16 protein-coding genes and 1 tRNA gene are annotated in these 18157 nt (G+C 37.5%); 12 read left to right on the top strand and 5 right to left on the bottom strand.

All coding sequences use genetic code 11. The features are described 5' to 3' along the window. Positions 1-42: 42 nt before the first annotated feature. The 3 genes from ACJJVU_RS14795 to ACJJVU_RS14785 all read right to left on the bottom strand — a co-directional run bounded on the left by ACJJVU_RS14795 (position 43) and on the right by ACJJVU_RS14785 (position 2210). On the bottom strand, positions 43-648 hold the full coding sequence (locus ACJJVU_RS14795; RefSeq protein WP_405226985.1) for a DUF2064 domain-containing protein: 606 nt from the start codon (positions 646-648) through the stop codon (positions 43-45). 91 nt (positions 649-739) lie between these two features. Next, on the bottom strand, positions 740-1795 hold the full coding sequence (gene arsS, locus ACJJVU_RS14790; protein ID WP_405226982.1) for an arsenosugar biosynthesis radical SAM (seleno)protein ArsS: 1056 nt from the start codon (positions 1793-1795) through the stop codon (positions 740-742). 79 nt (positions 1796-1874) lie between these two features. Beyond that, complete coding sequence (locus ACJJVU_RS14785) at positions 1875-2210, bottom strand: arsenosugar biosynthesis-associated peroxidase-like protein (RefSeq protein WP_013750118.1); 336 nt, start codon at positions 2208-2210, stop codon at positions 1875-1877. Positions 2211-2861: 651 nt separating this feature from the next. Here ACJJVU_RS14785 and ACJJVU_RS14780 point away from each other — a divergent pair. The 11 genes from ACJJVU_RS14780 (at position 2862) to ACJJVU_RS14730 (ending at position 13417) form a co-directional block, all read left to right on the top strand. After that, positions 2862-2934, top strand: a tRNA-Phe gene (locus ACJJVU_RS14780). A 338-nt stretch (positions 2935-3272) separates the two neighbouring features. After that, the gene (locus tag ACJJVU_RS14775; protein ID WP_405226980.1) at positions 3273-3920 is read left to right on the top strand and encodes a hypothetical protein; all 648 of its coding nucleotides are present in this window, start codon (positions 3273-3275) and stop codon (positions 3918-3920) included. Between the two features lie 150 nt (positions 3921-4070). Further along, positions 4071-4919, top strand: coding sequence for an alpha/beta fold hydrolase (locus ACJJVU_RS14770; RefSeq protein WP_405226977.1), 849 nt, complete (start codon positions 4071-4073; stop codon positions 4917-4919). A 19-nt stretch (positions 4920-4938) separates the two neighbouring features. Continuing rightward, positions 4939-5715 (top strand): zinc-dependent peptidase, encoded by a 777-nt coding sequence (locus ACJJVU_RS14765; RefSeq protein ID WP_405226974.1) that lies wholly within the window; start codon positions 4939-4941, stop codon positions 5713-5715. Positions 5716-5778: 63 nt separating this feature from the next. Continuing rightward, positions 5779-6504 carry a type III pantothenate kinase gene (locus tag ACJJVU_RS14760; RefSeq protein ID WP_405226971.1) on the top strand — a complete coding sequence of 242 codons (726 nt, stop codon included), beginning with the start codon at positions 5779-5781 and terminating at the stop codon, positions 6502-6504. Next, the gene (locus ACJJVU_RS14755; protein WP_339848935.1) at positions 6497-7744 is read left to right on the top strand and encodes a hypothetical protein; all 1248 of its coding nucleotides are present in this window, start codon (positions 6497-6499) and stop codon (positions 7742-7744) included. The genes ACJJVU_RS14760 and ACJJVU_RS14755 overlap by 8 nt, the downstream gene beginning before the upstream one ends. Before the next feature lie 17 nt (positions 7745-7761). Continuing rightward, positions 7762-9141: a hypothetical protein gene (locus tag ACJJVU_RS14750; RefSeq protein WP_405226968.1), complete on the top strand. Its 1380-nt coding sequence runs from the start codon at positions 7762-7764 to the stop codon at positions 9139-9141. After that, a complete protein-coding gene (gene lptC / locus ACJJVU_RS14745; RefSeq protein ID WP_298329885.1) occupies positions 9141-9710 on the top strand; it encodes an LPS export ABC transporter periplasmic protein LptC in 570 nt (189 codons plus the stop codon). Before ACJJVU_RS14750 ends, lptC begins: the two co-directional genes overlap by 1 nt. Then, positions 9707-9901 (top strand): hypothetical protein, encoded by a 195-nt coding sequence (locus tag ACJJVU_RS14740; protein ID WP_405226965.1) that lies wholly within the window; start codon positions 9707-9709, stop codon positions 9899-9901. The genes lptC and ACJJVU_RS14740 overlap by 4 nt, the downstream gene beginning before the upstream one ends. Beyond that, a complete protein-coding gene (locus ACJJVU_RS14735) occupies positions 9901-11199 on the top strand; it encodes a hemolysin family protein (RefSeq protein ID WP_405226962.1) in 1299 nt (432 codons plus the stop codon). The genes ACJJVU_RS14740 and ACJJVU_RS14735 overlap by 1 nt, the downstream gene beginning before the upstream one ends. A 76-nt stretch (positions 11200-11275) precedes the next feature. Further along, positions 11276-13417, top strand: a complete 2142-nt coding sequence (locus ACJJVU_RS14730; protein WP_405226959.1) for a peptidylprolyl isomerase — start codon at positions 11276-11278, stop codon at positions 13415-13417. Positions 13418-13530: 113 nt separating this feature from the next. Here the strand turns inward: ACJJVU_RS14730 and ACJJVU_RS14725 are convergent, their stop codons facing one another. Together ACJJVU_RS14725 and ACJJVU_RS14720 are read right to left on the bottom strand one after the other, a co-directional pair. Further along, complete coding sequence (locus ACJJVU_RS14725; RefSeq protein WP_405226956.1) at positions 13531-14445, bottom strand: GYDIA family GHMP kinase; 915 nt, start codon at positions 14443-14445, stop codon at positions 13531-13533. Positions 14446-14470: 25 nt separating this feature from the next. After that, complete coding sequence (locus ACJJVU_RS14720; RefSeq protein ID WP_405226953.1) at positions 14471-15784, bottom strand: hydroxymethylglutaryl-CoA reductase, degradative; 1314 nt, start codon at positions 15782-15784, stop codon at positions 14471-14473. A gap of 174 nt (positions 15785-15958) precedes the next feature. Here ACJJVU_RS14720 and ACJJVU_RS14715 point away from each other — a divergent pair, with 174 nt between their 5' ends. Beyond that, the gene (locus ACJJVU_RS14715) at positions 15959-18148 is read left to right on the top strand and encodes a S9 family peptidase (protein ID WP_405226950.1); all 2190 of its coding nucleotides are present in this window, start codon (positions 15959-15961) and stop codon (positions 18146-18148) included. Positions 18149-18157: the final 9 nt, after the last annotated feature.

The raw sequence follows: 18157 nt of genomic DNA, 5'->3' as shown, positions 1-18157 counted from the left end.
GAAAATCTAAGAATAACTGTAAGCTGTTGTGGCTTACAAGATTTAAATACTAACTAATGACGGTGATCCTTTGTTAAAGTGGCTTTTAGTGAGCGACTCAAAGAATCGGTTGGTAGTATGATAACCAAGAGAAAGACCTTGGTTTACTATGTTTTGTATAAGTTGTAATAGTCTTTTTGATAATGTGGTAGTCTCTTTGAGCATCTGCTGTAAATCTGCAAATGTGTCAAGATCTGAGAGCGTCTCAAGGAGGTAAAGGTTTGTACGCTTTCGCGAAAGCGTATCAGAAATAATAGCACCCAGTTTACTAGACTGCCACGGTAGGTTTTTAAATTGCTCAGGCTTAAAATGGTTCTTTTTAATCCCCATTAAATAGCAACCGCCATCTGTACTTGGTCCAATAACAAGCGCAGACTGTTTGAGCTTTTCTTGTGCTAAAAGAATGTGCCCCGCCGAAAGGTGCGGAGTGTCATTACCTATGGTTATAACTTGGTCATAACCACTGTCAAAAACTGCTGTAAGCGCATTTGTAAAACGCTCGCCAAAGGTGTTTCCTACCTGCTCATTTTCAGAAAAAATAACGTAGGGAATTCCCGTCTTGCGTGCCGTAGCAATAGTTTGCCTATTGAGCTCTTTAAATAAAGCCACAGACCGCCCGAGCTTCTTGCAAGAAGCTTCGGTAGTTGCTGTTTGAGCAAATATGAGTATGGCGGTTTTTGGTGTCGTGATTCTCTACGTATTAAGCAACGGTTCCTTGACAACTACTTCCTGCGCCTGCAGTACAACCATAACAGTGCTGAGAGATCATTATGTTACGATCATTAAGTAAATCTTCATTATAGTCTTTAATGTGTTTTACACTACTCGCCACTGGTAATTCTAGCATTTGATTAAAATCACAATCAAATAAATAACCATCCCAGCTTATTGAAATTGTGTTTTTACACATCACATTTTCTACTGCGGCAGGGTTATATGCCTCTACGAGTTGATACATATAATCCTCATAGTTTTCTGATGCGATGAGGTAATCTAAAAATCGTGCTATAGGCAAGTTTGTGATTGCAAAAAGGTTGTGGAACTGGATATTAAAATCTTCCATCAATCCTTTTTTAAAGTCTTTCTCCATGCTTGCTTGATCTCCCGGTAAGAAAGCTCCAGATGGATTGTAAACTAGGTCAAGTCTTAAGTCACTGCCTGGCATACCATACCCACGCTCATTAAGTTCTTGAAGTGCCTTTATAGATTTATCAAAAACACCATCACCACGTTGCTTGTCTGTCTTTCCGCGAGTCCAGTGCGGCATAGATGAGATGACGTGTACGTTGTGTTTTTTAAAGAAATCAGGGAGGTCGTAGTACTTTTTATTTGCACGTATAATGGTAAGGTTAGAACGCACAATAAAGTCTTTAATTCCAGCCTTACTCGCTTCTTCTACAAAACGTCTAAAATGCGGATTCATCTCTGGTGCACCACCAGTAAGATCTAGCGTGTGAGCTCCTGTGTTGCGTATTACATCTAGACATTGCTCCATAGTCTCCCAAGTCATAATCTCCTTGCGATCTGGACCAGCATCTACGTGACAGTGATCACACACTTGGTTGCACATGTACCCCACGTTAATTTGGAGTATTTCTAGCTTGTTAGGGCGTAACGGTAGCTGATTAGTCTCCTTTATTTTCTTAGCAAACGTAGGTAGTTCATCTTTGAAAATACCATTAGATAAAATTTCTATCTGCTTGTTTGCTTGTGCGAGTTCGCTACCTTCTTTCTTCAGTGATTTTGTTGCTGACATTTAAAAATGTTTGTCGTTTGTAGTGTTGATTTCTTTTGGTTGGAAATCTGTATGAGTACGCTTTCGCGAAAGCGTAAAACTACCCGTCTAGTTTATTTACTTTATTCATCATCATCACGCCGTGTACCAGCGTCGCACCACTTTTTATAGCGGCACCTACGTGTACAGCCTCCATCATCTCTTCCTTAGTGATTCCTTTCTGTAGGCCGTCTTTAGTATATGCGTCTATACAATATGGGCACTGCTCTGTGTGAGCAACGGCAAGCGCGATGAGCGATTTCTCACGCGCAGTGAGTGCTCCTTCTTCAAAAACTTTACCGTAGTAGTCAAAAAACTTAGTTCCTAACTCTTCACTCCACTCTGTGATTTTTCCGAATTTTCTTAAATCTTTTGGGTCGTAATATTGATCTGCCATAATAAAATTGTTGTGTAAACACACGAATATACCTTTAATCGTAACCACTCCCAATTACTTACGTAGAAAATTAGATTCAAGTTTTGATGTCTTGAAATTCTCGCTGTACATTAGCATAGGAACCATTGATATGACTATAACTAAAACGACTTTTTGCTTTACAGCTTGCGGTGAAGAAATTTTTAAATTTATAGTAGTGAGTTAGCAGGAATTGTGAGTCAAGCTTCTCAAAGTGAGGTTTAGATCACACTGTCATTATAAAAACTCGTTGTATTTCGCTGGGATTACAGTTTTTTTGCGCAAAATCTATTTTGCTTGTAAGTGGTAAAGAGGACTATGAGCTCGTAGGAAGTCCAGGATTGTGCTTAGAACCACAATATTTTCCAAATTCTCCTTCAAATTCACATTTTCCTTCAACAATCCTTTTTCCATCGGAAGTGTATGAGGAACAGATAGTTTACGATTTTGGGTAATGTTCTTGTGATTGTAAACAAGAAATTAATTTCAAAAAAAATGAATTTTATTTGAAAAAATACTTGCCAGAGTTCAGAAAGGTTTTATATTTGCAACCGCTTACGAAAGCTACTAGAGGTTATCCTAATAATAATTAGAAAACTCGAGTAACAAACATAAGCAACCTAAAAATTTTTAGGTGCCTTAGCTCAGTTGGTAGAGCAATGGACTGAAAATCCATGTGTCCCTGGTTCGATTCCTGGAGGCACCACTAAAAACCCGATCTTTTGATCGGGTTTTTTGTTTTGGATAAGTTTGAGATTTAATTGGTATTTGAGAGATATTGCGTATTTTTTTATGCGCTATGTGAATTTGTTTATAATATTTCAGCGATCATAGGATAAATAGCTTTTGCCTCGAAAAAGTTTTTGAATGCAAAAAAACGTCTAATTAATAAACTTATTAAAATTGAATAGGAAGAGTTATAGTAAAGAGGGTATGAAGTATGAATACTTTGTTGTAGAGGGCTTTTCTCATGGGACCGTGTACTCAAACACAAAATTCATTAACTGTTGGTCCCAAATCAGAGGAGGGAATATCTATAAAAGAGTGAAATATTTAAAGAGTTGGTATTCTTGCGGTGGTTTCGCTTTGCCTCAATCTTTGAGAGATTTATTTTGGACTCCAAATTATTTGGATGTCCCTTCTAGTTTTAAAATTATAGATAACCAGCTCTATCTCAATATATCTAGGAAAGTTAAAGAATTCAATTTTTATCTAGATCCTATCGAAGCTCCATTAAAAGTAGATGACTTAACAGATATAGAATTAGTAAAAATTAAGCGACATTTTTACTTTAAGATGTCAACTACAGAAGACTTCAAAATAATTGAAGATTATGATGACAGATATAAGGAGGGTAGGATATACGGTTCTTCATATAGAATAGGCTGGCTTCATCGAAAATTTCTAATGATGAGTCTGGTGGATGGTCAATTGATGGAGTTTATGGATCTTGGGGATATTTTACAGCCATATAGGGAGGGGTTAATAGAAAACCCAGATAGCTTTGTGGATCCTAATTATTACGAAGATCTTATAAGGACGGTTTTTAAAAATAAGAGTTTAAGTATTCTAGAGCGTAAAGCATACATAATTGAAGGTTTTGAATCTCCAAGAAAATTTTATGAGAGAAATTCGCAGCACTTTGTTGATCCTTATGATAGTGTTTTTCCAATGTATGAGAAATTGGATTAATTTTTAGAATCGAAAGGTGTGCTTGTTCGCTCACATGAAAGATATCTGTATATCACATTATTCTCACTTATTGTGATAATTATAATATTTGCTTACCATATGCTTAACACACAGTCGTGATATTCTAAAGTAGCTTCGCATAAAAAAAATATGCGTCCATATATCTATATAGCAATTGCAATTTTAGGTGTGACTATGTTGAGCTGTTCAAGTACTAAGCATAAAAACATCTCTTATCTAGGTGAAGAAATTATAAGCACTAGTCAAGCAGAAAATCTTGAGGCACCTACCCTTAACATCTACGAGCCTTCTGGCGATCAAGAAAAAACACCCGTACTTATTTATGTGCACGGTGGTAATTGGAATCAAGGCAAAAAAGAAATATACTGGTGGTTGGGACGCAACTTTGCGCAAAAAGATATTCTTGCTGTACTGCCAGGATACACGCTTAGTCCTAACGCTACTTATGATGATCAAGCTGCGCAAATTGCAAAAGCAATAGCGTGGACAAAGGAAAACGCTGCTCAATATGGCGGAGATCCTGAAAGGATTTTTGTTACGGGACATTCGGCTGGAGGGCACCTCGTGGCGCTGGCGGTAATGAATCCTAAGTACAATATCAATCCAGATGATATTTCTGGGGTTATCCTTAATGATGCAGCTGGACTTGATATGTATCATTACTTGAGTGAGAATGCTCCAGGTACAAGTGACAATTACAAAACCACGTGGACTACTAATCCTAAGTTGTGGAAAGATGCCTCTCCTATATATTTCATTAATGATAAAACGCCACCTATACTCAGTTATTTAGGCAGTAAAACGTATCCTTCTATTACGGTGGCAAATAATCGCTTTAAAGAAGAGCTAATTAAATTTCAGCCAGATGCACGCAGGATCACGCTAGACAAAAAGCACGTGCCTATGATTACTCAATATATTCTTGGTTCAAATAATAGGTATGATGAGATTATACAATTTATGAGCGAGCAAGATTAGGATGACGTATTTTTAGCAAATGATTTTATTTATAGCTGGTGCAGCTCTTTTTATATTTATGGGCTACGGCCTTTTTACGCTTTCGCGAAAGCGTACCCCACAGCAATTTCCTGTGGCATGGGAGGAGATTTTAAGTAATGAGGTGCTATTTTACCAGAAATTATCTGCAGAGAAACAAGCATTTTTTAAAAAGCGCATGATGGCTTTCCTCGCGGAAGTAAATGTGGAGGCCGTGCAATTTGAAATTACAGATAGAGATAAGATTTTTGTCGCTGCAAGTGCTGTCATTCCCATTTTCAATTTTGGAGATTGGCATTATAATAACCTTGACACAGTTTTAATCTACCCAGATTATTTTAATGCAGACTTGGAGTTTCACTCAGAAGGAGAGGATAGAAACATAGGCGGTATGGTGGGCTCTGGGCAGTTTGAAAATCATATGATTTTATCGCGCAAAGCACTGGTGTTTGGATTTGCAAACAAGACAGACAAGGGTAATACTGCCGTTCATGAATTTGTACACTTGCTGGATAAGATGGACGGAGAGACTGATGGGATACCAGAGTTTTTATTAGGAAAAGAAAATATAGCTCCTTGGTTAGACCTTATGTATAAGGAGATGGATGCTATAAATAGTGACAAATCAGACATAAGGAAATATGGAGGAACTAGTGAGATAGAATTCTTTGCGGTAGCCTCTGAGTATTTCTTTGAACGTCCAGAATTGTTCAAAAGGAAGCATCCTGAACTTTATAAAATGCTAGAGCTCTGTTTTGTGACAGGTGTTTCGGCTTAGTTTTATCATTCCCTTAACACCCTAGGTGCTTTGCTTTTGTATTTTTGGTGCTTACTTTAATTTATGCAACTTATTATTGATGTTGGAAATACTAGGGTCAAGGCGGCTATCTTCCTTGATGATGTATTGCAGGCGCGACATCATTTTCTTTTAGAGAATTTTATAGAAGAGGTAGGGGAATTTGCAGGTTTGTATCCTGTGAAGAAAGCTATAATCTCATCTGTAGGTAGGTTATCTGAGGAGCAAGCGCGATCTGTGCAGCTGCGTTTTCCTACTATTATCCTTAGTCATAAAACTCCGCTTCCATTTAAAAACGACTACGGCACTCCACATACACTTGGTGTAGATAGGATTGCGTTGGTAGCCGCTTTCGCGAAAGCGTACCCTCAAAAAAATGGTCTCATAATAGATGCGGGTACATGTATAACGTATGATTTTATTACTGCAGAAGGATCTTATAAAGGAGGGGCGATATCACCGGGATTGCGATTGCGATATGAAACTTTAAATAATCTCACGGCAAATTTACCACTACTTGAAAAGCAAATGCCAGAGAGCATTGTGGGGACGAGTACTCATGAAGCGATACATTCTGGCGTTGTCCAAGGGGTTTTACTTGAAATTGATGGGGCAATAAATCATTATAAAGAGCATTATAATGTAGAAACCGTAATAATAACGGGGGGTGATGCCGAATTCTTGGCAAAACGATTAAAAAATAGCATCTTTGCGCACTCAAAATTTTTGTTAGAGGGCCTCAATTATATCTTAACATATCAGAATGATTAAAAAACTTTTTATAGTAGCAGTGTTGATGGTGGCCTTCAAGGGTCTTGCACAAGAGGGAGCTACGACATCTCCATATTCTTTTTACGGAGTAGGGTTGCAACAGTTTAAAGGTACTGTTGAAAATAAATCTATGGGAGGAATACAGTCTTATAGTGATAGTTTACACTTGAATTTATTAAACCCAGCTTCATTAGGTAAACTGCGTTACACAACTTTTACTGTGGGTGGTAATCACCAAGAGGTTACAGCAAAAGATGCATTTACAGAAGAGGGTTCTTCAAAATCTACATTTGATTACCTAGCGATAGGTTTTCCGGTTTCTAAAAAAGTAGGGGTGAGTTTTGGACTTATGCCATATACTACTGTAGGATACAATCTAGATGATAGTGACGAGGATGTAGTAAACGCTTTTAGTGGTCGTGGTGGTATTAACAGAGCATTTTTATCTGCTGGATATACAGTAGCGCCAGGTCTAACTGTAGGTGCTAGTGCAAATTATAACTTTGGTAATATTCAAAATGAGGCATTGAGATCTCAAGAAGGGGTAGAGCTAGCTACACGAGAGAGTAATCGTAGTGATTTTTCTGGATTTACATTTGATCTTGCAGCTCAGTACGAGCGTATGATATCAGATAAACTACAACTTACATCATCTATTAAGTATTCACCTTCTGCAAACATAAGTACGGAAAATTCACGTCAAGTGGCTTCTGTGATTTTTAATACTTCTGGAGTAAGTGCAGATGTGGATTCTGATCAGATTGATGTACTTGATTCAGATTTTGATTTCCCTTCTACTTTGACGTTAGGATTAGGAATAGGAGGTGTAAATAAGTGGTTTGTAGGTGCAGAATATACATCTCAAAAATCAAGTAATTTCAGTAATAGAACGTTCACACTGGATGATGTAGCTTTTGAAGATGCAAGCCAGATGCGTATAGGAGGATTTTATATTCCTAAATATAACTCTGTTACAAGTTACTGGGATCGTATTACTTATAGGGCTGGTTTCAGATATGAAGAGAGCGGTATTGTAGTGTCTAACGAGGACATAAACGAGTTTGGCATATCTTTTGGAGTAGGATTACCCACAGGACGTAGAATAAGTAATTTTAATCTTATGTTTGAGATGGGCCAGCGAGGAACGACAAGTTCAGGTCTTATTCAAGAGAACTTTATTAATGTAGGAATAAGCTTATCAGTAAACGACTTATGGTTCGTCCAGAGTAAATTTAATTAATTGAAAAACCCAACACTATGAAAACTAAATTAACCACACTTTTTGTAGCTATAGTAATGACAGTAGGATTTACTGCTCAAGCTCAAATAAGTGAAGAATGTATGACCACAGGTTCTATATTCAACGAAGCTGCAAAAGTTAAGAACTGGGATGCTGCGAGAGCACCATTTGCAAAACTTAGAAAAGATTGTCCTAACTGGTCACTTGCATTATACCAGTATGGTGAGAAATTGTTAAAAGCAGATCTTAAAGCAGCAAGCGGTGAGCAAGAGAAAGCAGTGGCTCAAGATTTAATCTTGTTACTACAGCAAAGAGAGCAGTATTTCCCAGGAAAAACTGATAAAGGTGAAAATGCTGCAGATCAGGCTCAGATAATGTTTGATAGCAAAATAGGAACTAAGAAGTCTCAGTTTGATGCATTTCAAAAAGCATTTCAACTAGACGCAGCTTCTATATCAAGCGCAAAAAGCATCTATACTCGTTTTAAACTAGCTGTAGATTTATATAAAGAAGGAGCGCAAATTCCATTACAAGACGTTTTTGATCTTTATGATGATACTCAAAGTAAATTAGGAAAAGAAGCAACTATTCTTGATTCTAAGCTACAAGCTCTTTTAGATAAAGAAGAGGCTGGTACAGCACTTAGTGCTAAGGAGAAAAGAAGAGTAAAAGGTTATGAAACTAACCTAAGAGCTTTTGGAATCTTTGGAGGAAGTACTGACGGTGCAATGGGAGCTTTAGGTAACTGTGAAAACTTAGTGCCACTTTATCAAAAAGATTTCGAGTCTATGAAAAATGACAAGGAATGGATTAAGAAAGCAGCTGGACGTCTTGCAGGAAAAGATTGTACTGATACAGATTTATTTAAGCAAATGGTAGAAAGTTTACACAGACTTGAGCCTTCTGCAAAATCTGCAAAGTACTTAGGTATCTTAGCAGGAAACAGAGGAGATTCTGCAGCAGAGTCTAGATATTACCAAGAAGCAATTGATCTTGAAACAGATCCTACGGAAAGAGCAAATGCTTATTACAGACTTGCAGAAAAAGCAAGAAAATCTGGAAGCTACGGTAAAGCAAGAGGTCTTTATAATAAGGCGCTTAGTGAAGATGCTTCTTATGGAATCGCTTACTTGAGAATTGCAGCAATGTATGCAGCAAGTGCAAATAACTGTGGAGAAAATGCTTTTGATAAGAGAGCGGTATACTGGTTAGCTGCGAGTACTGCAGAAAGAGCTGGACGTGTAAGTCCATCACTAGCGGGAACTGCAAATAAGACGGCTGCAAATTACAGAGGATATGCTCCTAATAAAGCAGATATATTCCAGTCTGGAAAAGCAGGTCAAACTATCAAGATAGGATGTTGGATTGGATCAAGCGTTAGAGTTCCAAGTAACTAATGTATCTACTACATAGAAATATATTAAAATTCTTAGTCACGGCTTTTGCCGTGACTTTGTTTTTAGGTTGTGGTGATAAAGGAGAGGAGATACGTAAAATGAGTATCAAGTCTGACGGGCCTGTGACAGAAGGAAGAGGTATCAATTTAAAGTATACAGACTCTGGAAAGGTAACGGCTCATCTCAAAACACCATATATAAAGAATTATGCAAACTCTCCTTTTCCATACGAGGAGTTTCCAGAAGGGGTAGAGGTTATTTTTATAGATGACGATAAAGAGAATGTGATTACCTCAGATTATGCAATACGTTATAAATACACAAATCTCATAGATTTGCAACAAAACGTAACCCTTGTAACTAGTGATTCTGTTACACTTAAGGCAGAGCAGTTGTATTGGGATCAAACTAATAACTGGATTTTTACAGATCAACCATATACCATTATTACCAAAGACGGTTCCCGCAATGATGGAGACCTTTTTGATTCTAATGAAGACTTTACAAATTTTGTATCTTTAAACAACGTAAGTAAACAATACGTTAAAGAAAATAAAGAAGACTTATGATGCGATATGCAAAATACACGGAGTACGTATATATCATAGTAGCTGTACTAGCTGGATATAAAGTAGTGTCACTATGGGGAAAAGATCAGCCTAGAGCTTATTTATTTTTATTTTTCTTTGCTATAAGTGTTGGTATGTATTTCTTTAGACGTCACTTCCGAAAGAAATTTGAAAACAGGAAAAACTCTTAATGGGCAGCTTTGAAGTCCAGATTATTGTCGTTTGTTGCTCATTAATATTATCTGCATTCTTCTCAGGAATGGAGATTGCATACATCTCGGCAAATAAAATCCATATTGAAATAGAAAAAAAACAGAATGATTTTCTTTCTATTGTATTAACTCGCCTTACTGCGAGACCTTCAAAGTTTATCGCAACCATGTTGCTGGGCAATAATATTGCTTTGGTGGTTTATGGTTATTTTATGGGAGCACTCCTGCAAGGGTGGCTTGAGAGTTTGCCTTTCGGCGAAAACTTGACGTGGTTAGCTACATTCATCCAAGAATTTAGTCTATTAAGTCAGACTATTATTTCTACCATTGTCATTCTAATTACTGCAGAATTTTTACCCAAAGTATTTTTTCAGATTTATGCAAACAAGCTGTTGAAGTTTTTTGCAATACCTGCCTATATTTTCTACCTGCTGTTTTATTTTTTAAGTGCTTTTATAATCTGGGTTTCAGATTTAGTACTTAAATATTTGTTTAAAACAGATGGAGATGAAGTGCAGCTGGCTTTCACGAAAGTGGAATTAGGAAATTATATTTCTGAACAAATGGAATCTGTAAATGATCAAGATGATGTAGATACAGAAATTCAAATATTTCAAAATGCACTAGAATTTTCTGAGGTGAAGTCTAGGGAAGTGATGCTTCCACGTACTGAAATTATCGCTGTCGATGAACGCACTACGCCAGCAGCGATTAATAAAATATTTATTGATACCGGTTTGTCTAAGATATTAGTCTATAAAGACACCATAGATGATATTATAGGGTATGTACACTCTTTTGAGTTGTTTAAAAAGCCTAAAACGATAAGTAGTGTTCTCATGCCTGTGGTGTATGTGCCAGAAACAATGCTTGTAAAAGACGTGTTGAATATGCTCACAAAGAAGCGCAAGAGTATTTGTGTCGTTATTGATGAGTATGGTGGTACTAGTGGTATGATGACCGTAGAGGATATTGTAGAAGAGCTTTTTGGAGAGATAGAGGATGAGCATGATACTGCAGAGCTTATAGAAGAGCAACTAGGAGAAGATCACTACAAACTTTCTGCTAGACATGAGGTAGATTACCTCAATGAAATGTATAAATTAAACCTTCCAGAGAGTGAAAACTATGAGACTTTAGGAGGTTTAGTAGTGAGTCACGCAGAAGAAATACCACAAGAAGGAGAGAACATAGAGATAGACGGAATAATCTTTCATATCCTTGAGACTTCAAACACAAAAATTGAACTCTTGGAAGTCCGTATTTCTAAAGACTAAATTGGCTTATTTTTTTATTTTTTATTATGGGAGAAAATGGTATTTTCGCCCACTATTATAGCATAAACAACAGACAATGGCAATTTTAAATAAAATACGTAGCAAGAGCATCTTTTTGATAATCATTATTGCACTTGCGCTATTTGCATTCATTTTTTCTTCAATTTTAGATAGTGGAGGTTTTAATGCTGATAAGCAAAACCGAGTAGCTTCTATTAATGGAGTAAGTATTGATCGTGAAGCTTTTGCTTCAAAAGTAGAGGAGCAAACACGTAGATTAGGAGCAAATGCCTCGACTACACGTGCTGTAAATACAGTGTGGGAGCAAGAAATTAATCGTGTTGTCCTTGAAGAGCAGTATGAAGAATTAGGTATTGAAGTAGGTAGGGACCGCACTCAAGAATTATTAAAGCAAGCATTGCAAAACGATACACGTTTTCAAGATGGTGATGGTTTCTTTAGTGAGGGTAAGATGCAAGAATTTATCGCAACTCTTAAAGACAGCCAGAATCCTGGTGATTACCAGTCTTGGTTAACATTTGAAGAAAGCTTAAGAAATCAAGAAAAGCAAAGCATTTACTATAACCTTGTTAAAGCAGGAGTAGGATCTACACTTAAAGACGGTGAGATTGCTTACAGACTTGATAATAACAATGTAGATATACAGTTTGTGCAAGTTCCTTATACTTCGATTCCAGATGAAGAGGCAACAGTAAGTAAGGAAGAAATTCAGAAATATGTAAATGAGCATAAAGAAGAATACAAAACAGACGAAACTCGTAGCATACGTTTTGTGAAGTTTTCAGAAGAGGCTTCTTTAGAAGATGAAAATGCACTTAAAGCTGAGTTGTCAAAACTTAGAAATGAGTACACATCTCGTAACGGTGCAACTGGAGTAACAGAAACACTTGCAGGATTTGATAAAACAGATAGAGTAGAAGATTTCTTACTAGATAATTCTGATATCCCTTATGTAAATCGTTGGTTCTTTAAAAATAACTTACCTGCAACTATTGCAGACACATTATTTGCTATTGGTAAAGGTGGCGTGTACGGTCCTTATAAGGATAATAATTACATGAACCTTTCTCGTGTGATGGATGTGAGAAAAATGCCAGACTCAGTAAAATCACGTCACATCTTAGTTGATTTTAAAGGAGCAGTAACAAATACACAGAGAGGACCAGTTCCTTCATCTGCTACTCGTTCTAAAGAAGATGCAAAGAAACTTGCAGATAGCTTACTTACGGTAATCAAAAGAAATAAAGGGAAGTTTGAAGAACTTGCAAAAGAATTTTCTTCAGATAAAAATAACAGTGAAAAAGGAGGTGATCTTGATTACCAAAATCCAAATCTTTTCGCTGAAGGTTACAGAGACTTTATCGTAGATAACAGAACTGGATCTGTAGGCGTTGCCGAAACAAACTTTGGTTACCACGTGATTGAGATTACAGATCAAAAGAATCTTCAAGATGTAATTAAGGTTGCAACGGTAGTAAAAGAGATTGTACCATCAGATAAAACAATTTCTTCTATCTACAATACAACACAAAAATTTGAGCTAGCTGCTGCAGATGGAGATTTTCAAGAAGTAGCTATAGAAAATGGTTACACTGTAAGACCAGTACAACGTATACGTGCAATGGATGAGAATCTTCCTGGTGAGGGTGCTCAACGTTCAATCGTACAGTGGGCTTTTGAAGAAGAGGTTTCTGTAGGGGACATTAAGCGTTTCCCAGTAAACAATGGATACATTGTAGCACAAGTTACTCGTCGCACTCCTAAGGGAACAGAGCGTGTAGAAGATGTATCTACTCAAGTTACTCCTATACTTCGTAACATGAAGAAAGCAGCTATCATTAAAGGGAAGCTTTCTGGAGCTACACTTGCAGAGATGGCGCAGTCACAAAGCCAGACTGTAAAAACTGCATCTGCAATATCTATGAATGCACCAACGATTGCTGGAGCAGGTAATGAGCCTAAAGTTGTAGGAGCTGCATTTGGATTAAACGAAGGAGAGATTTCTGATCCTATTGAAGGTTCTAGAGGAGTATATGTGGTTCAAGTAACAAAAATTACGGAAGCACCAGCACTTGAAAACTACGCGTCTTTCGCAACTCAAGAAGCTCAAAAAGCAAGAGTAGCAGTAAGTTCTAAAGTACTTAATGCACTTAAGGAAGCTGCAGAGATTGAAGATAACAGAGCTACTTTTTACTAGTAGTTGAATCACATAAATATTAAAAAGGCTCGAACGTTATGTTCGAGCCTTTTTAGTTTATCATCATGTTAGTTTGCTTTCGCGAAAGCGTAAAACTTACAGGTAAATCGTTCTTAGAAGTTTAGTATCATCTCGTTGTACGGGATGATAGTATGGAAGCCTTTGTTTTTAAAATACTCCATTTCTTGAGCTTCTCCGGTAACCATTACAAAATCACCTCCCCAACCTCCTAAACTCTTAATGGGGTGTGGATAGTTAGAAAATAGCTGACTTTTAATAGTAGGAGTTTTGATAATTTTAGAAAGTCTTTCCTCGTGTTCAGTAAGCAGTTGTTCAAAAGCTTGGAGTGTTTTGCTTTCTTTGACTGCTGTGGTGAGTTGAGAAAAATGAGAAACCTCACTAAGCAATAGCTTGCTGTCTAAGCTTCTATAATGCTTAATGCTTTCTCTACTGTTTTGTTTTTTATTAAGGTGTATAAAGAAGATATTTTCTTTAAAGTCAGGGTCAAAGGCTACACTTTTGATAATTGGATTGCTTTCAGTTCTCTGGTAAGTAATGGCGCCCTCTGAGGTGGCGCAGGCAATGTCATAGCCACTTCCTCCAAAAGTCATTTCAAGTAGCTTATATGGGTTAATCTGCGCCCATAAAGCAATATTTGCAATAAGAGTAGAAGAGGAACCTAATCCCCAATCTCTAGGAAATTCCAAAGAACTCGTAGCACTATAACTTTTTTGAGTGTTTAAAAAATCAGGGTTGAGTTGTTGTGCTGCTTGTAATATGGTAAGTAAGCGCTGCGGAATATCTCCATTAGGAACTGCGCAATCTTTTATGGGTAATGTGAAATGGGTTTCAAACCATGTGGAGCCATCGTCTAGCTCGCTTTTCCAAAGTAAGCCGTGGTTCTGCGTTGTTGTGACTGTAAGTTTTTGACCTCTGGTAGTGGGAAGCGCAAGTGCTTCTGCTCCATCAAGAACCAGATATTCTGCGGTTAATAGTAACTTACCGTGGCTATAAAAAGATGGGTTCACTTGGTATATTGTTTTTATTAACTGCTTATGAGCGTAGTGCTTCTATGAAAGAAACAACAGCACTATGAGTAACTGTGTTAGTCTTAAAATGAGTGACTGTTTCTTGTTTTTCGGCGTCTGTGGCTTCCATCTGATTAAGGATATTCATGAGGTGCATTTTCATGTGGCCTTCTTGAATTCCTGTTGTAGTAAGTGATTTTAAGGCTGCAAAATTCTGTGCAAGTCCAGCGACAGCCACAATTTGCATAAGCTCTTGTGCAGATGGATTTTCCAGCAATTCCATAGACCATTTTACCAGCGGATGTAATTTTGTAAGTCCGCCTACGGTTCCTAGTGCGAGTGGTACCTCAATCCAAAATTTAAATATCCCATCATCTACACTAGCATGTGTAAGACTTCTATATTGCCCGTCCCTAGCAGCATATGCGTGTACGCCAGCTTCTACAGCTCTAAAATCGTTTCCAGTGGCAAGAATTACGGCATCAATACCGTTCATAATCCCTTTGTTGTGAGTCACTGCGCGGTAGGGCTCTTCTTCGGCAATGGAAATTGCTTGGATGAATTTTTTAGCAAATTGTGCACCATCTATATTTTTTTCAGAAAGATCAGCTAATGGGCAACTTACCTCTGCTCGCACTACACAATCTGGGACGTAGTTTGATAAAATAGACATGATGATAGATAGGTTTGAACTGCTTTCGCGAAAGCGTGCTTCTTCCTCAAAACCTGCTTTAAGCGTTGTTGCAAATTGTTCTAGACAGCTATTTATAAAATTGGCTCCCATTGCATTTAGCGTTTCAAACGTGCAATGAAGTTGGTAGTAATCTGCTACTGCTTGGGTTTTATTAACGAGCGTGATGTCTTTGATGCCGCCACCTCGTTTCTCCATGTTTTTTGTGATCGCAGCTGTATCTGCAAGTAACTGTGGCTTGATGGATTCAAAAAATGAAGTCAAAAGCGACGCATCGCCATCATAGGTGAAGTGTACCTGTCCTACTTTTGTAGTTCCTAGCACGGTAGTTTTAAAACCTCCTCTATCTTGCCAGAATTTTGCCGCTTTACTTGCGGCAGCCACCACAGAGCTCTCCTCGATAGCCATGGGAATGGTGTAAATACGGTCATTTATAACAAAGTTAGGAGCAACACCTAGCGGTAAGTAGTAATTAGTAACGGTGTTTTCTATAAACTCATCGTGTAGCTGTTGTAGCTTTTTATCATCATTCCAGTAAGATGATAGTACTTGAGTTGCCTGTGTTGGATTTTCAAAATAGGTAGACGTGAGCCACGCTATTTTCTCCGTTTTTGAAAGTCTTGAAAATCCTGATATTGCCTTTGTCATTAAGCTGTATTTATAAAAGTGTCAAAGATACTGAGAATGAGGTAAACCTAGCTTTGTGTAAGTAATCTAGTGATTTTATTTCTTAACAATATGGCGCTATTTAACAGCTTTTACGGGGCTTTTTGCGTTATTTTTAGTAAAATTGAAATACATTACTAGAATTAGCAATCATATATGAAAATACAACTCTTTTTGAGTGCCATTTTACTCATGGCAATCCAGAGCGCAACTGCGCAAAAAAAGCAAATCACCCTTGAAGATATATGGAAAGAAGGCACATTTAGTGCAGAGAGACTCCAGTCTATTCACTCCATGGCAAACGGACAAGAGTATGCCGTTCAAAACTTCGATAGAGCAACACGTACAGGAAGCGTAGATATTTATAGCTATGCGACAGGAGAAAAAGTGCGTACAGCGGTGAGTAGTGCAGATATTGATGGCCTTGACTATTTTATTAGCTATGAATTTAGTGGTGATGAGAAGCAAGTCCTGCTAGCGACCAAACTACAGTCAATCTTTAGAAGATCTACGCTGGGAGAGTTTTATGTTTGGAATACGCTTTCGCGAAAGCTAACAAAAGTTTCAGATGATCTTATCCAAGAGCCTACATTTTCTCCAGATGGGACGATGATTGCTTACGGAAAGGGTAACAACTTATATGTATTTAACATCGCAGAAGGTACAACGCAGCAACTTACTATAGACGGGAAGAAAAACAGCGTCATAAACGGTATTACAGATTGGGTTTACGAAGAAGAGTTTGGTTTTGTGCGTGCCTTTGATTGGAGTGCAGATAGCAAGAAGATTGCTTATGTACGTTTTGACGAAACAGATGTGCCAGAATTCTCTATGGATATTTATGGTAAAGAATTATACCAGACGCAGTCAGTTTTTAAATACCCTAAGGCAGGAGAGGCAAATGCAAAAGTAACATTACGCCTTCACAACTTAGATAACGGAAATAGCCGTAAAGCAAAGGATGTTGAGATAAACCTAGGAGATAACGCTGGGTACTATATTCCACGTATATCTTGGTCAAAAGATCCAAACGTACTTTCTGTACAAACTTTAAATCGTCATCAAGACACATTGAAGTTGTCGCTTTTTAATGCGGCTACCTATCAAACAAAACTCGCTGTTCTTGAAACGGATAAGGCATATGTAGATGTAACAGATAATCTTACTTTTCTAGAAGATAACAGCTTTATCTGGACGAGTGAAAAAGATGGATGGAATCACGTGTATCACCACAATGCAGATGGTACTCTTAAAAGCCAAGTAACCTCAGGCGACTGGGAAGTGACCGGATATTACGGTTATGATGCAAAAACAAAGAGGATATTTTACCAAAGCTCAGAAAATGGTTCAATCAACCGAGGGGTTTACGCGATAGGACTTAACGGTAAAAAGAAGCAAGCACTCGCTATAAAGGAAGGAACAAATGATGCCGATTTCAGTGCAAACTTTAGCAACTTCATCCATACATATTCAAATACGACAACGCCTTATCGTTTTACACTTAACGATGCTAAGGACGGAAAGCAAATACGTGTTATAAAAGATAATAATGATCTCAAGGAGCTTTATGCTACTTATGATATTTCTCCTAAAGAATTTTTTGAGATTGACGTAAACGGAGTTTCTCTTAATGCTTATATCATCAAGCCTACAAACTTTGATCCTAATAAAAAGTATCCGTTGTTTATGACTCAATACTCTGGACCTGGATCGCAGAGCGTGGCAAATAAATGGGATACAAGTAATGATTACTGGTTCCAGATGCTTGCTCAAAACGATTATATCGTCGTTTGTGTAGACCCTAGAGGTACAGGATTAAAAGGACGTGATTTTAAGAAAGTTACTCAGAAAGAATTAGGAAAGTACGAAGTGCAAGATCAAATAGCAGCAGCTAAACAATTAAGTGAGCGTCCATACATAGATGAAAATCGCACAGGAATCTGGGGATGGAGTTATGGAGGTTTTATGGCATCTAACTGTCTTTTCCAAGGAGCAGATACTTTTGAAATGGCAATTGCAGTGGCGCCAGTTACTTCATGGAGATTTTATGATTCTATTTACACAGAACGTTACATGCAAACACCCCAAGAAAATGCAAGTGGGTATGATAACAATTCTCCTATGAGTCATGTAGATAAAATGGAAGGTGATTTATTACTTGTGCATGGAGGTGGTGATGATAATGTGCATGTGCAAAACTCTACACGTCTTGTAGAAGCTTTAGTACAAGCCAATAAGCAATTTGATTACTTCAATTATCCAGATAGAAACCACGGTATCTATGGTGGGAATACGCGTTTTCATTTATATACAATGATGACAGAATTCATTAAAGAGAAACTTTAGAGATAAACA

Origin of the sequence: Dokdonia sp. Asnod1-B02, from assembly GCF_045063955.1 — a bacterium.
In the GTDB taxonomy this organism is placed as follows: Bacteria; Bacteroidota; Bacteroidia; order Flavobacteriales; family Flavobacteriaceae; genus Dokdonia.
Note: the sequence above shows the minus strand (reverse complement) of the source record. Positions and strands in the feature narration are given on the sequence as shown.

Bases quoted from the DNA above. Each gene is read 5' to 3' on its own strand.
- arsS (WP_405226982.1), bottom strand. From the start codon at position 1,795: ATGTCAGCAACAAAATCACTGAAGAAAGAAGGTAGCGAACTCGCACAA.
- ACJJVU_RS14785 (WP_013750118.1), bottom strand. From the start codon at position 2,210: ATGGCAGATCAATATTACGACCCAAAAGATTTAAGAAAATTCGGAAAA.
- ACJJVU_RS14770 (WP_405226977.1), top strand. From the start codon at position 4,071: ATGCGTCCATATATCTATATAGCAATTGCAATTTTAGGTGTGACTATG.
- ACJJVU_RS14765 (WP_405226974.1), top strand. From the start codon at position 4,939: ATGATTTTATTTATAGCTGGTGCAGCTCTTTTTATATTTATGGGCTAC.
- ACJJVU_RS14760 (WP_405226971.1), top strand. From the start codon at position 5,779: ATGCAACTTATTATTGATGTTGGAAATACTAGGGTCAAGGCGGCTATC.
- ACJJVU_RS14755 (WP_339848935.1), top strand. From the start codon at position 6,497: ATGATTAAAAAACTTTTTATAGTAGCAGTGTTGATGGTGGCCTTCAAG.
- ACJJVU_RS14750 (WP_405226968.1), top strand. From the start codon at position 7,762: ATGAAAACTAAATTAACCACACTTTTTGTAGCTATAGTAATGACAGTA.
- lptC (WP_298329885.1), top strand. From the start codon at position 9,141: ATGTATCTACTACATAGAAATATATTAAAATTCTTAGTCACGGCTTTT.
- ACJJVU_RS14740 (WP_405226965.1), top strand. From the start codon at position 9,707: ATGATGCGATATGCAAAATACACGGAGTACGTATATATCATAGTAGCT.
- ACJJVU_RS14735 (WP_405226962.1), top strand. From the start codon at position 9,901: ATGGGCAGCTTTGAAGTCCAGATTATTGTCGTTTGTTGCTCATTAATA.
- ACJJVU_RS14730 (WP_405226959.1), top strand. From the start codon at position 11,276: ATGGCAATTTTAAATAAAATACGTAGCAAGAGCATCTTTTTGATAATC.
- ACJJVU_RS14720 (WP_405226953.1), bottom strand. From the start codon at position 15,784: ATGACAAAGGCAATATCAGGATTTTCAAGACTTTCAAAAACGGAGAAA.
- ACJJVU_RS14715 (WP_405226950.1), top strand. From the start codon at position 15,959: ATGAAAATACAACTCTTTTTGAGTGCCATTTTACTCATGGCAATCCAG.